At 33.3% G+C, this 14369-nt stretch carries 14 protein-coding genes and 1 pseudogene; all 15 read right to left on the bottom strand.

Going from position 1 to position 14369, the window contains the following annotated elements; all coding sequences use genetic code 11:
* Window positions 1-342: 342 nt before the first annotated feature.
* The 15 genes and pseudogenes from DW196_RS06780 to DW196_RS06705 all read right to left on the bottom strand — a co-directional run bounded on the left by DW196_RS06780 (window position 343) and on the right by DW196_RS06705 (window position 14320).
* Entirely contained in the window at window positions 343-711 is a 369-nt protein-coding gene (locus tag DW196_RS06780; RefSeq protein WP_118250717.1) for a hypothetical protein, read from the bottom strand.
* A gap of 71 nt (window positions 712-782) precedes the next feature.
* A complete protein-coding gene (locus tag DW196_RS06775; RefSeq protein ID WP_118250716.1) occupies window positions 783-1151 on the bottom strand; it encodes a CvfD/Ygs/GSP13 family RNA-binding post-transcriptional regulator in 369 nt (122 codons plus the stop codon).
* A gap of 235 nt (window positions 1152-1386) precedes the next feature.
* Window positions 1387-1629: pseudogene (locus DW196_RS06770) on the bottom strand (transposase); the annotation flags it as partial.
* Window positions 1630-1892: 263 nt separating this feature from the next.
* Window positions 1893-2156, bottom strand: coding sequence for a transposase family protein (locus DW196_RS06765; protein WP_158563539.1), 264 nt, complete (start codon window positions 2154-2156; stop codon window positions 1893-1895).
* Between the two features lie 307 nt (window positions 2157-2463).
* Entirely contained in the window at window positions 2464-2811 is a 348-nt protein-coding gene (gene rplS, locus DW196_RS06755) for a 50S ribosomal protein L19 (RefSeq protein WP_071456612.1), read from the bottom strand.
* A gap of 117 nt (window positions 2812-2928) precedes the next feature.
* Window positions 2929-3669 (bottom strand): tRNA (guanosine(37)-N1)-methyltransferase TrmD, encoded by a 741-nt coding sequence (trmD, locus tag DW196_RS06750; RefSeq protein WP_118250712.1) that lies wholly within the window; start codon window positions 3667-3669, stop codon window positions 2929-2931.
* Entirely contained in the window at window positions 3659-4189 is a 531-nt protein-coding gene (gene rimM / locus DW196_RS06745; RefSeq protein ID WP_118250711.1) for a ribosome maturation factor RimM, read from the bottom strand. Before rimM ends, trmD begins: the two co-directional genes overlap by 11 nt.
* Before the next feature lie 109 nt (window positions 4190-4298).
* Complete coding sequence (locus DW196_RS06740; protein ID WP_071456609.1) at window positions 4299-4754, bottom strand: hypothetical protein; 456 nt, start codon at window positions 4752-4754, stop codon at window positions 4299-4301.
* A 96-nt stretch (window positions 4755-4850) separates the two neighbouring features.
* The gene (locus DW196_RS06735) at window positions 4851-7184 is read right to left on the bottom strand and encodes an HAD-IC family P-type ATPase (protein ID WP_118250710.1); all 2334 of its coding nucleotides are present in this window, start codon (window positions 7182-7184) and stop codon (window positions 4851-4853) included.
* 131 nt (window positions 7185-7315) lie between these two features.
* Window positions 7316-7756 (bottom strand): hypothetical protein, encoded by a 441-nt coding sequence (locus DW196_RS06730; RefSeq protein WP_071456607.1) that lies wholly within the window; start codon window positions 7754-7756, stop codon window positions 7316-7318.
* A gap of 181 nt (window positions 7757-7937) precedes the next feature.
* Window positions 7938-10610 (bottom strand): calcium-translocating P-type ATPase, PMCA-type, encoded by a 2673-nt coding sequence (locus tag DW196_RS06725; RefSeq protein WP_118250709.1) that lies wholly within the window; start codon window positions 10608-10610, stop codon window positions 7938-7940.
* Between the two features lie 241 nt (window positions 10611-10851).
* The gene (locus DW196_RS06720) at window positions 10852-12711 is read right to left on the bottom strand and encodes an LTA synthase family protein (RefSeq protein ID WP_118250725.1); all 1860 of its coding nucleotides are present in this window, start codon (window positions 12709-12711) and stop codon (window positions 10852-10854) included.
* 5 nt (window positions 12712-12716) lie between these two features.
* Window positions 12717-13550 (bottom strand): ammonia-dependent NAD(+) synthetase, encoded by an 834-nt coding sequence (gene nadE, locus DW196_RS06715; protein ID WP_118250708.1) that lies wholly within the window; start codon window positions 13548-13550, stop codon window positions 12717-12719.
* A 63-nt stretch (window positions 13551-13613) separates the two neighbouring features.
* Window positions 13614-13988: a hypothetical protein gene (locus DW196_RS06710; RefSeq protein ID WP_071456604.1), complete on the bottom strand. Its 375-nt coding sequence runs from the start codon at window positions 13986-13988 to the stop codon at window positions 13614-13616.
* 68 nt (window positions 13989-14056) lie between these two features.
* Complete coding sequence (locus DW196_RS06705) at window positions 14057-14320, bottom strand: type B 50S ribosomal protein L31 (protein ID WP_071456603.1); 264 nt, start codon at window positions 14318-14320, stop codon at window positions 14057-14059.
* Window positions 14321-14369 lie beyond the last annotated feature (49 nt).

The following is a 14369-nucleotide window of genomic DNA, read 5'->3' as shown; positions in this document are numbered from 1 at the left end:
ATGTATTAGGCACGCCGCCAGCGTTCGTCCTGAGCCAGGATCAAACTCTCAATTAAAAGTTGATAACATCTTGCGATGTTTAAGCTCATTTGTTTAAAACTTGCTAGCGAATTATATTCACTAAATATGGTTTGTTTCTACATAGTAGAAACGCCCTACACATTTGGTTTGTCTTACTTTGTTCAGTTTTCAAAGGTCTAAACATCATTGCTGTAACAACTTTTATATAATATCAACAAAATAATATTTTGTCAATGTTTTTTTATTATTTTTTTAAGTTAAAATAACAAGTTGCTTTGACAACTTCTATATAATACAACTCCTATTTGATAATGTCAACAGTTAATTTAAAAAAGGCACTCCACTAACATTAAAATCTTGCAAAACCATTCTTAATGTCGCAGGCTCTTCCCATAAAAACTCAGAATCCAAAGAATAAGAATCAATACATTCTTCATCTAGACTAAAGACAAAGAGTGGCAATTTCTCATTTTCAATATTAATATTAGTTAACTCTACTAAATCCATAGCACCTGAATCTAACCCAGCAGACTGAGTCAATTTCTCTAAAATACATGCTAGACTTGTAAAACTATCATTAATTGTAGTTTGAATAAAACTTACAGTATCATCTGTTTTTTGTACTAAAAATTTTTTATGACCATCTTGTAGATTAAGAATGACTGTCCCAGCTACTCTAGACTGTTCCAATATTACACACCTCTTATTTAATAGTTATAATAAATCGACAAATGTAATTGTAACATATTTTCAGAAATATATCAGTTATTTTCCGTAATATCATCTAAAAACTCATCAACCCAAATTGATAGATTCTTATCAATACTTTCAAAACCGATATTTTTATAACGATTTGTAAAATATTTTTTTTTCTTAAATAAAATAGGTGGTGCATCTTGAAATACACGTAATGATAAACTAATTTTTTTAGTGTATTCATCTACATCAATAACTTGAACTTTAACTTTTTGACCTACTCTTAAGTCATCTTCTATATTTTTTATAAAACCATGTTTAACTTCTGAAACATGAATCAATCCTTGTTGATTGTCTCCTAGCGAGACAAATGCACCATATGTTTGAATCCCTGTAATTTCCCCAATCATTATATCACCTATTTTGACATTCATTCTCTGAACCTCCTAAGTATATTACTGTTTCTCATTTTAACATAAATAAAACAAGCTATTAACTCTTCTGTGACTAAATAATAAAAAAGTCACTTAACCAATAAAATTAAAACTTTATAATTTAAAATAGGCTGACCCAAAAGTGTCTAAAAAAAGATTAAACGGAACAAAATTATTTTTGATTTTGTTCCGTTTTTTGACGAAAAAATAGCACTTTCCTTTATAATTAAAGTGTCTAATCAGCTAAAAAGGAGTTTTTTATTTCTTCTCGATACTTTTTAAATGTTTTGAAAACAGTAACAAACCATTTAAATTGTGTCGGTTGATTCATTTCTTTTATTCTTAAGGTGTTGAAAGAGCGGTTAATATGTTGAATGATATGAAATCGATCTGTAACGATTTCGGCATTTGGAAAGACTGTTTTTAATAGTTGACCGTAGTTTGCATTCATGTCCATGACCAAAAATCTTACTTTAAATGTTCTTTTCTGGAATACTTCATAAAGTAAGAAACCAACTTATGTCATCTTGTATCAGTTAAGATAGCGATTACTTTTTTAGATGCCGCATCAGCACAAATAAAGATCATTCCAGCATGACAATCAGAAGTAGAGCTAAACTCATCTACACAAAGAGCCGTGGGCAAGAAGTTAAAATTCGATTGCTGATGATTCGTAAATGATACTAACACAAGTTTAACATTTTTTCAGAGACACTGTGGCATTCTGCGGTTTTTTTTACGTTATTGATTCTCTTTTAAGTCAAAAGCAATTTGGTATTTAAGCTGTTTAGAAATGTGACAATAGTCATCTACTAGAGAAGTAGAAGCACTGAAAGTTGAGCCACAGTTTCTACAAAGGTAACGTTCTCTGTGAAGTTTTAGATAAGTTGGACGACGTTCAACTTCAGGCAATTGACTAATAGTTTGATACGTTCCGTTTTTAACGGATTGATAACATCCACATTTCTGGCATTGCTTATCTTTATTCTCTAATCTTCCTGTCATCATGTTAACTGAGCGGTTGTTTCTCGCTTAATGAGACAATCAATCCCCATTAAAAATAAGAGAATCATCGGTTAAATTGAGTAGTTTTCTTGTATTATTATTCATAGGGGTATTATTCTTTGTAATGTTAGTTATAGTCGACTTAATTTTACCAATAAGAATGCCTCTTTTTCTATGCCTAAAACAAAAAATCGTGTTGATAGAATTTAATCTATCAACACGATTTAGTGTACAACCAAAATTTAATCCATCAGCCCTATTTGACAAAGACCCTATTTTCATAGGGCCATCACCTGTTAACAAATGATTAACGACGGATTTCTTTAATTCTTGCTGCTTTACCATGTAATGCACGGATGTAATAAAGTTTCGCACGACGAACTTTACCATAACGGATTACTTCAATTTGAGCAACACGTGGTGTATGGATTGGAAAAGTACGTTCCACACCAACACCGTTAGAAATTTTACGTACAGTGTAAGTTTCGCTAATTCCAGCACCACGGCGTTTAATTACAACACCTTCAAATAACTGGATACGTTCACGACTACCCTCAACAACTTTAGCATGTACACGTACAGTATCACCAGGTCTAAAAGCTGGTATATCAGAGCGTAATTGTTCTTTTGTAATTTCTTCTATTAATGGATTCATGTCCACATTCTCCTTATTCTAAACACTCATATGCATCTGGCACAGCGGAATGTTGTAATAGATGAGCCATTTGACTCACTAAATTATAATAGCATAATTACTCTTTTCAGTAAAGGGCTAAATACTTTTTTCTTCCTTTTTCACTTCTTCAAGTAATTTTTCCATTTCTTTTGTCATTTCAAGTGATTCTAACATATCTGGTCGTCTTAAAAAAGTTCGTCTTAACGACTCTTTTAATTGCCATTCTGCAATTAATTTGTGGTTACCATTTGTCAGAACACGAGGGACTTCCATTCCTTCATAATTTGCCGGTCTTGTATATTGTGGGTGTTCTAAAAGTCCAGTTGAGTGGGAATCTGTTTTGGCAGACTCATCATTACCTAACACTTCAGGTAACAATCTAACTGTCGCATCAATCATCACCATCGCACCAAGCTCGCCACCTGTTAATACGTAATCACCAAGGGATACCTCATCTGTTACTAATGAACGAATTCTTTCATCGTATCCTTCATAATGACCACAAATAAACACTAAATGTTCTTCTTCGGAAAAATCTTCTGCCATCTCTTGATTAAATGGTTTTCCTGCTGGGTCTAGTAAAATGACGCGCGGCTGAGTCCGTGCCTCTTCTTTAATAAATGTTAAAGCATCATGAATTGGTTGAACTTTAAGTAACATTCCTGCTCCACCACCATAAGGATAGTCGTCTACTTGTTGATGTTTGTTGGTAGAAAAATCGCGAAAATTTCTAACATGAACATCTAGCAACCCTTTGCCGATTGCTTTACCTAAAATTGACTCTGTTAGTGGACCTTCAAACATTTTTGGAAAAAGAGTTAAGACATCAATTCTCATCGTCAATCAACCCTTCTGGAATTTCAACCGTAATCTTTTTATCTGTGACATTAACGTCTAACATGACTGACTCAATGTAAGGTAAAAGTATATCTTTTTTACCGTGTTGTTTGTGTTTTACTACCCATACATCATTAGCTCCAGGAGATAGAATTTCTTTCACTGTTCCTAACAATTCACCTGTTTCATCTACCACTTCACATCCGATTATTTCGTGATAATAAAAGGCATTTTCTTCTAACTGACCTACTTCGTCTTTTTTAACTTTTAAAATACCATCTCGATACTTTTCAACATCATTAATATTAGGATGATTTTCAAAGCTCACGATATCAAAGTTTTTATGCTTTCTATGTGATTTTATCGTTAGTTCTGCTACATCTTTTCCCTCTCGAAAGAGATATAAGACGTTTCCTTTTTCATATCGTTTTTCAGGAAAATCTGTTTGAGAAATTACTCTGACTTCACCTTTAATTCCTTGCGTATTCACAATTTTCCCAACATTTAAATACTCTGTCACCTTTATTCCCTCATTTCTCATATTCATTTTACTTATTGTAACATTTTGATTTACATTACGAAACATAAAAAAAAAAGCATTGACATGACTTGTCAAATACTTTTTGATATTAATTATCTTTAATTTGTACTGATTTAATTGAGGCTCCAGGGACTTGAGGTGGTATTGAATATGTCAATGCAGGTGTTTTGGTCAACGTAAACTCTACTAATGCGCCTTGCTTAAACTTTTCTTTGTGTTTTGTTTTATCAAATATTGTTTTATCTACATTCAATACTACACCATTTGAATCTAAAACGTCATGGATGGATTCAGGATCATTCACCGCATCAACTGACTCAAATGATAGAATGACTGCATTCTTATCTATCACTGGGTCACTGATTAATCTACCTTCAAAAATAGGATTGCTTTCATAGTTTATTTCATTCGTAGTAGACGTTGATATTTCAACTGTACGTTTAGTAGTTTGACCTTCACTTGCAGACGTGCTTAATCCAGAAGAACATCCAGATATGACAAACACACTACTAAGTAACATACTACCTATGACCATTTTTTTCATTTTACCCTCCCATAATAAACTAGTTTTTATAATACAATTCCATGATACATCTAAAATACATATTTTTTAATAATAAAGTATGAATTTTATGTTAACTTACTCTCTAAATATTTTTTTAACAAGACATCGAATTGTATAGAATATAGGAATTGCTAGGAGCATTAATGGTATATACACAACAGCTAATTTTATATTATATAAATTAACTAACGAAAAAATTCTATCAAAAAATGTAAAAAGACACAAGAAGAATAATAACAAAGCACTTAAAAGTACATTAATCTTCGTAGTAAGAGGTTTTGAAATTTCTCTTAAAACAATAAAACCAATAAACCCTGCTAATAAGACTGTCACGGTTGATTTTTCTTCATAACTCCAAGCAAATACATTTCCAAACACTTCAATAAGCAATGTTGTGATAACCACAGTCAACCCACTTGCTAAAGGTGGTTCAAAGACATTCTTTAAAAACATTCCTTTAATTGGTTGTGTATTTGGTCGCAACGCTAAGAAAAACGACGGTATTCCGACTGTTAAGGCATTTATTGGACTCAATTGAATTGGCTGGAACGGATAAGGTGAACTCACAAAAATAAAAATAGCAGCTAAAAATAATGAGTACACTGTTTTAGTTAAGTAAAGAGATGACACACGTTGAATATTGTTAATAACTTGTCTTCCCTCCAACACCACGTCAATCATGGAATCGAAATTAGAGTCTAATAAAACAAAATCAGCAATTCCCTTAGCTGCATCGCTACCATTAGCCATAACAATGCTACAATCAGCTTGTTTCAATGCTAAAATATCATTCACACCGTCTCCTGTCATTCCCACAACATGATGGTCATCTTGGAGTGCTATAACTAGTTTTTTCTTTTGTTCTGGTGAAACTCGCCCAAAAATGCGGTGAGTCTTCACTACTTCTGGAATTTTATCATCAGGTATTTTACTCATATCAATTGATTCCTCACCATGTGATACACCCGATCGCTTCGCAATTTGTGCTACCGTTTCAGGATGATCGCCAGAAATGATGCAGATATCTACTTTTTCTTGTTTAAAATACTCAAGTGTTTGCGGTGCTTCTGGTCTAATCTCATCTTCCAAATAAATAAACCCTAATAACTCTAAATCATTTGGTAAGACTGTTGTTGCCTCATCAACCTGACTACGTGTAATGGCAATGATACGCAATCCATGACTAAATGCTTCAGACATTTTAACTGATTGAGCTTCAGAAAAATCACCAAATAAATATTCAGGTGCTCCCATGAAATAAGTATAATCATTTTTAAACGTAATCGCACTCCATTTTCTAGCAGAAGAAAACGGAATTTGTTTTGATGGTATTAACTGCTCATCTACTTCATTAAAGTAGTGCATCAAAGCAAGGCCCGTTGCATTATCTTCATCCAGACCTTTAACCATCGATCCTATCATTGCTGAAAATGTTTCTTTCGATAAATGATTTTCATCAACTGTATCAAATTCTACCACTTTTAATTGTCCGCTTGTCAACGTTCCCGTTTTATCAAGGCACAATACATCTACTCTAGCAAGTGTTTCTATTGCCCCCATCGTTTGAACAAGAACCTTCCTACGACTTAACTTTATGACCCCAACAGCTAATGCAACAGTGGTAAGTAAAATTAATCCTTCTGGAATCATTCCCATAATAGCAGCCGTACTACCAAGTATCGCTTCGTTTAATTGCGTTCCGCTTGTTAGACTTGTAATCATTAGAATGGCACCAATTGGAATGATTACCATAGTAAGAAGACGAATCAGACGATTCATCATCATAATCAACTCACTATATATGCCTTTTGTTTGCTTTGCTTCTATACTCAATTTATAACTGTAACTATCTTTTCCAACATGTGTAGCTTGCATCAACCCACTACCACTCACAATGAAACTTCCAGAATAGACTTCTGAACCATTGGTTTTAATGATTGGGTCTGACTCACCTGTCAATTGAGATTCGTCACACTCCATGCCTTCAGTATCCAGCACTATACCATCAACAACAATTTGTTGTCCTCGTTTTATATTTATTAAATCATCCTTAACCACTTCATTTTGCGGAATCTCTAATACCTTATAGTTTCGTATAGCACTGACTTTCGATTCACTTAACAAACTTAATCGATCAATATTATTTTTTGCTTTAATTTCTTGATATACACCAACTAATGTATTTGTAATAATTACTCCAAGAAAAAGTAAATTTTTGTAACTACCTGTATATACGATAAAGCCTGCTATCACTAAGTTAATAAAATTAAATAATGTAAAACTATTTTCAAACACAATTTGTTTAAATGAACGTGTTGTCTTAGGGATTGCTTGATTTACTTCTCCTCTAGCTATCCTATTTAACACTTCTTCATCTGTCAGTCCTGGATAGGATTTTCTTTTTGACATATTATCCCACTCCTAACACTTGTTATACAATAAGAATACCATTAATTATCTTATCTGTCTGTTTACTAATTTAATTTTAAAAATCTTTACCTATATTTAAAAAAAGAGATGATTCTCTCATCCCTTTTACTTTACTTATTCATAATAATCTGTGTAATGCGTTGAATACAGAATGAGATACCATCTGTTGCCGCATCTTGTTTTGCTTCAGATAGATCAAACGCTTCACTATCAACCTTAGCGTTCTCAGCATCAATCGAATCAATCATTTCTTGACACCCTTCAACATACTCTTTAAATGCTTTTTCCAATTTTTTATGAATCCCTAAAACTCTAACAGGTGCTTTTAAGTGGCTCAAAGTGTTTTCCATTACTCTATATTCTTCTGTACCTTCAGAAAAATGGCTCTTAATATCTGTTAATTGTTCAACTGTCAAATCTGATAAATTTTCCTCATCAATTGCGTTACGAACAATTTCATATGATGGATTCATCTTTTCTCCAACGTTTTCAGATTCTGTGACAACTGCATTAATAACTTGCAAATATTGGCCAACATTTGGTTTTTTCAATGATATTCCCCTCTTTCATTAACTCTTATTTATTTTACCTTTTTTTAACATTTTTTTAAAGGATTGTCTGCCATATTTTTCTTCAAATTGCAACACATTAACTCCAATATTATAGATATACTCTTATTTTGTCAACATAAATGAAAAAACTATCCAAGAAAATATGGATAGTTTAAACATCCTATTTATAAATCGTTTTTCGTTGAATCCATTTAACAATTTCTACTATTGGTAGAATAGCAAATGAACCAATTAATACTGCCAACCATTGATGACCATCTAAGTGAGCTACTTTAAACAAATCATTAAATCCTGGTACAACGATTGTTGCTGCAAGTAAAACAAATGAAAGTAAAATCGCATAGTTAAAGATTTTATTTCTAAATGCCCCAACTTTAAAGATTGATTCATGAACAGATTTCACGTTAAATGCGTGAATCAATTGAATTAATCCAAGTGTTGCATAAGCCATCGTTAACGCATCTGCATGGATAGCATCATAGCTTGAGTGGACCGGGTTATTAATGGCATACATGTACACACCAAGTGTCAATCCTGCCTCTAAAATACCCTGATAGATAATACTACTCATAACACCACCTGAAAAGAAGTCTGAATCTCGACCACGTGGTTTGTGTTTCATAATACCTTTTTCAGCAGGTTCCAATCCTAAGGCAATCGCAGGGAATGTATCAGTTACTACGTTAATCCATAATAAGTGGACTGGTAATAATGTATCCCAACCGAGCATTGTCGCAATAAATAAGGTTAAAACTTCCCCTAAGTTTGCAGCAAGTAAGTATTGAACTGTTTTTTGAATGTTTGAGAAGACTTTACGTCCTTCTTCAACGGCAACGATAATAGTGGAGAAGTTATCATCAGCTAAGACCATATCACTTGCCCCTTTAGATACTTCCGTACCAGTAATACCCATACCTATACCAATATCAGCAGTTTTAAGAGCTGGTGCATCGTTTACTCCATCTCCAGTCATCGCGACTACTTTCCCATCTTTTTGCCATGCTTTAACAATACGTACTTTATGTTCAGGTGACACTCTAGCGTAAACGGAATATTGTTCAATAGAATTAGCTAGTTGCTCATCTGACATATTATTCAATTCGCCACCAGTAATAACAGCATCATGTTGACCTTCTTTTAAAATACCAAGACGCACAGCGATTGCTTCAGCTGTGTCTTTATGGTCACCAGTAATCATGATTGGACGAATACCGGCTTCTTTGGCAACACGTACAGCTTCAGCTGCTTCTTTACGTTCTGGGTCAATCATCCCGACTAAACCTGAGAAGATTAAATCCGCCTCAACATTTTCACTTGTTAATTCACTTGGAATCTCATCTACAATTTTATAAGCCATAGCAAGTACACGTAATGCCTGTGTCGCTAATTGTTTATTAGTCTTTAAAATCAAGTCTTCTTCTGATTTATCCATTGGTTTAATGTCGCCATTGACGTCATAGTTTGTACAACGTTTCAATAATTCATCAGGCGCACCTTTTACAGCTACAAAGAAACGACCGTCAGGTAATTTATGGAATGTCGACATTAATTTTCTATCAGAATCAAATGGCACTTCGGCTAATCGTGGTTCTTCTTTTAATTTTGATGCAATATCATAACCACGATCTTCACCATATTTAATTAAAGCAGTTTCTGTTGGGTCACCAATTAACGTGCCATCATCAGAAATTTTTGTATCATTACAAAATGTCATGATTTTTAAGGTTGTGTTATCTAATGGAATATCTTTTGAATCACGAATTGATTCATTGTTTGTAAACACTTCTTCCACTGTCATTTGGTTTAATGTCAATGTACCTGTTTTATCAGAACAGATAATATCTGTACTACCTAACGTTTCAACAGCCGGCAATTTTCTTACCAAAGCATTACGTTTAGCCATTTTTTGAGTTCCTAAGGCTAAAATAATCGTTACAATCGCAGGTAATCCTTCTGGAATTGCCGCAACGGCTAATGATACAGATGTTAATAACATTTCCATCCAATTATGTCCACCACGTAACATTCCCACTCCAAACATCACAATACAGATGAAAATAATCGCAATAGATAACACCTTACCTAATTTATTTAGATTTTCTTTTAATGGTGTATTTGTTTCGTCAGCCTGAGCTAACATGTTAGCAATCTTACCAACCTCAGTATTCATTCCTGTACCTGTTACCACACCAACACCACGACCATATGTGACATTACTGTTCATATAGGCCATATTGATGCGATCACCAATACCAATATCTTCTTTTTCTAAAACCACATCTTCTTTTTCAACTGGAACGGATTCACCAGTTAAGGCTGCTTCTTCAATTTTTAACGACGCTGTTTCAATCAAACGCATATCAGCTGGAATCACATCACCTGCTTCTAGCAACACAATATCACCAGGTACTAGATCTGTACTTCTAACTGTTTTAGTTGTGTTATCACGACGTACATTAGCATTTGGTGTTGACATATCTTTCAATGCTTCAATTGCTTCTTCAGCTTTTGCTTCTTGCACCACTCCAAAGATTGCCATAATAAATACTACGACAATAATCATAATCGCTTCAACTTGGTCTCCCATGAAAAATGATAGCACCGCTGCCGCAAGTAAAATGATAATCATAAAATCTTTGAATTGGTCTAAAAATTTACTAAATAAACTTTTTTTCTTTCCCTCATCCAATTGATTATGACCATACTCCTTAAGACGTTTTTCCGCCTCCTCAGTACTCAACCCATTAGGAGTTGATTGCAGTTTTTCTAGCACTTGTTTCTCATCTTCAACATAAAATGCATCATTCAACTGCTTCTTTTTTTGCTCTGACATCTCTTTTCCTCCTTTTATTTGTCGCTATACATAAGTCAAATAAAAAAAGACCTACGTATGCTTAACTACATACATAAGTCTCACTATTTAAGGCAACACCAGAAATACGTAATGATTTCGATTGGTGGCATTACCGCAGTATGTAGAACTGCCAGTTACTCCCTTATGAATAATCCCATTTGATTATATCATGAAAATTTTTAACTTACAATTAATTCACTATTTTCTTAAAAATTTCATATTATGTTTCGACATCAAACATCTTCTGACCATACTTTTTACCTGAAACCAAATCATAAACCATTAACTGATAGTCCTCATAGAGCTCTCTTTCTTCTTTAGTAAAAGATACTTCTTTTTCCCATTTTCCATTTACATAATACATTTGTTTTTCAAATGCTGGTAATACTTTCTGTAATTCAAGTAATAGAGCATTAAATCCTGTTTGTTCAACAGATGAAAAATGAGTAATCAAACTTGAAAAGTAAAACGGACTCATGACTTCTTCTTTATGTGATTCCTGAGACAATGTATCATAAATTAAATACTCTGTTAAATGAGTTGTAATTGGGTTGTTTTTTTCAACAATATCATCTGGATAGATAGACGGTAAGTGATCCCCCCAGAAAACCACAATTGTCTGTCTATCTAATTTATTAATGTCCTCAATAAATTGTTTCAATGCTTTTGATGTGTATGAAATATCTAACGCATAATTATCAATTGAGGAGCTAGATGCTGAGTTCGTCAATGTATAAGGTGAATCCGTGTATTTATTATTATATGGCATATGCGTTTGCATTGTCACAAGATGGACAAACGATGCTTTATCAGATTTCTCCATCACATCTAGTACTTCACTAAACGCTGAGGCATCTGAAATATAACCATTATTTGACAACCTTTCCTTATGAGTCATGGTATTTTCATCTAAAAACTGATTAAATCCAAGAACATTATAAACATCTTTGCGTTTATACATAGATGTATTGTAAGGATGGATAGCTACTGTTTGATAATCCTGTTGTTTTAAACTCGAGACAATCGATGGAAATTCCGTTTTCTTAGGTAACATCATAGTATATGGTGTCGTCATTTGAGGATTAAGTAATCCCATTGAAATTCCTGTCAATGCTTCAAATTCGATATTTGCTGTCCCACCACCATAGTTTTGCGACAACATCTCGCCAGAATAAACAGACTGGCGTGCCACACTCCTAAAATCAGTAATAGGATTTTTATTTAATTTAATGCCATCTAACTTTTCAGGATCAGAAAAACTTTCAGACATAATAAATACAACATTAGGTTTTTCTTTGTTTTTCTTTTTAGCATTATTCTCTTTTGCTTTTGTATCATATTTTTTGACGATTTTGTCGATTGTTTCTTTTGAATAGTTTTTTGGTTCATCCATGGCTTCAACTTTTAAATTATATAAAAAGCCACCCATAAAACCTGTATTATAGTAGTTCATTTTTTGACTATATGGAATCCATAGCGCAGTTTTATTGTACTCTTTTCGTAATAGATTGTTTGGTTGGTTAAATAAACTGGCATAAAATAGCCCTGTGATTGAGACAACAAAACATACTAAACGAATGATTTGTTGACGTTTACTTAAACGAATTGAGCGATATAAGGCGTAGACTAGTCCTGCTAATGCTAAAGATATCAGCACTAACGCTAAAATAAAATACGTATTTCCAATGATATCTTTCATCATCGTAAACTCAAAAATCATTTTTAAATCATCTGGGTAGATAGGTTCCATCCTCAATGCCATTTTCTGACTGTTAGCAATACCAAGTAACCCAATACTCGTGATATAAATGATATTTCCTATTAAAAACGACCCGCTTAAACTCATAAGAAACATATCTAAAAATAGCAATACTAGCGTCCCTAGTAGAAATTTCTCAACATGCCACTCCATAGCAAACTTCCACGCAAGCGAGAAGCTCCAAGTATTTTGACTTAGTTGTAAATAGAAATTACTTAAGTAAACAATAATTAAAGTTAGTAAGATTTTGGTAATTGGATTAGTAAAAATCCTTTTTAGCCATGATTTTTTTTGATTTTGCTCTACTCGTCTTTGAACCATTGATTCTATTTTACCCAAAATGTGTCTCCTAACGTAATCGGTAAATGACGTTTATGTTCTGACTTTTTATACCATCTCTCAATTGTTTCTCTATCTTTATCACTAACTTCTTTACCTTCTAAGTAATCATCAATTGCCTCATAAGTCACACCTAAAGCATCTTCATCAGCTATCATTGGTCTATTTTCTTCTAAATCAGCTGTTGGAATTTTCTCATACAATGATTTATCAGCACCCAGTTCTTTTAGCAAGGCTTTTCCTTGTCTTTTGTTTAGTCCAAATAAAGGTAAAATATCTGCTGCGCCATCACCAAATTTGGTGAAAAAACCTGTTATATTTTCAGCGGCATGATCTGTCCCAATTACCGCGCCACTTCTTTGACCGGCCACCGCATATTGCGATACCATTCTTTGACGAGCTTTAATATTTCCTTTATTAAAATCACTCACCACGATATTTGAACCTTCATTTAATTCTTTCACTAAAGCATCCACGCTAGATTTTATATTTATAACTAATGACTCATCTGGTTGAATAAAATTTAATGATTTTTGTGCGTCATCTTCATCTTTTTGAACGCCATAAGGCAAACGAACGGCAATAAATTTATAATCATTATCACCCGTTTCTTCGCGTAATTCACTGATTGCTAGCTGTGCTAGTTTACCGGCTAAAGTGGAGTCTTGTCCGCCGCTAATGCCTAAAACATATGTTTTTAAAAACGGATGTGCTAACATGTAGTCTTTTAAAAATTGCACACGTTTTATGATTTCTTCGTTTGCACTAATCTGAGGGGCTACTTGTAAGTTTTTGATAATAATTTGTTGTAATTCGCTCATTTCTATCTCTCCTTATAATTAACCTATATTTTACCACAAATTTATAAATCATATATAGTTATTCTATTTTTTTGTCATTTTAGATACCAGTTGAGATGATACAATTTCTTCTGCCTTACTAATCGGTAACCAATAAATAATTTGGCTATGTGTCAATTTTGGTAAAATCTCATCTTTTTTCAAGGAAGCTCTATATAGAAATAACGTTTCAGTTTGATTAAAATGTTCATGTGTCGTTTGTTCGATCAAATCAACAAAATTTACTACATCAAAATGTAAATCAAGAATTTCTTCCCCGTAACGTTCAATGGCTTCAAGAGTTGTTTCTGCATAATTTGGTGACACTTCTAATAACTGTTTTTCACCAGTTTTAGAAGTGGTAACTAATAGATGATTATTGTGCTCAATCCAAATAAGAATTCTGAATTGTTGATTCATTATACTCTCATTCCTTTCACAAAAAAAAGAGTCCTGATAAGATACCAGAACCCTGTTTAACACTGAGATTATTCTGCAGCGTTTTCGTCTTTGAGACCATATTTTTTGTTGAAACGATCCACACGTCCGTCTGCTTGTGTAAATTTTTGACGTCCTGTATAGAATGGATGTGAATCTGAAGTGACTTCCACACGGATGACTGGGTATGTGTTACCATCTTCCCATTCAACAGTTTCTTCAGATGTTTTAGTTGATCCAGATAAGAATTTGAACCCTGTTTGTGAGTCCATAAATACTACTGGATGATATTCTGGATGAATTCCTTGTTTCATATTTCTCTCTCCTTTGCCCTGATTCATTTGCTGAAACAGAGTTATTATT

Source organism: Vagococcus sp. AM17-17 (assembly GCF_003471765.1).
In the GTDB taxonomy this organism is placed as follows: domain Bacteria; phylum Bacillota; class Bacilli; order Lactobacillales; family Vagococcaceae; genus Vagococcus; species Vagococcus teuberi.
The sequence above is the reverse complement of the archived record's forward strand: the minus strand, read 5'-3'. Positions and strand labels throughout refer to the sequence as shown.